The sequence below is a fragment of the Faecalibacterium sp. DFI.5.82 genome, from assembly GCF_029076575.1.
Classification (GTDB): Bacteria; Bacillota; Clostridia; order Oscillospirales; family Ruminococcaceae; genus Faecalibacterium; species Faecalibacterium duncaniae.
The window spans coordinates 1-317 of the sequence record NZ_JARFIS010000382.1 but is presented as its reverse complement, the minus strand read 5'-3'; the positions used below and the strand labels follow the sequence as shown (position 1 = coordinate 317).

1 pseudogene is annotated in these 317 nt (G+C 60.3%); it reads left to right on the top strand.

The window, feature by feature from the left end:
- Nucleotides 1-317 (top strand): annotated as a pseudogene (locus tag P0G09_RS17085) (S16 family serine protease); the annotation flags it as partial.

Below are 317 nucleotides of genomic sequence, written 5' to 3'. Positions count from 1 at the left end.
GTTGCCATGACCGGCGAGATCACCCTGCACGGCAATGTGCTGCCCATCGGCGGTCTGCGCGAAAAGAGCATGGCTGCTTACCGTGAGGGGATGAAAACCGTGCTCATCCCATAGGATAATGTTCCGGACCTGTACGAGGTGGATGACGAGGTGAAGAAGAATCTGACCTTCCTGCCCATGTCTGACCTCGCACAGGTGCTCAATGCCGCTCTGCTTAAGCCCACGAGCGTTTCTGCCCGTCATCCGCACCCCGCCAAAAAGGCAAAGCCGGTGGAAGCGGCCATCCCGCCCGCACCGGAAAAACCGAAGCCGGGGGC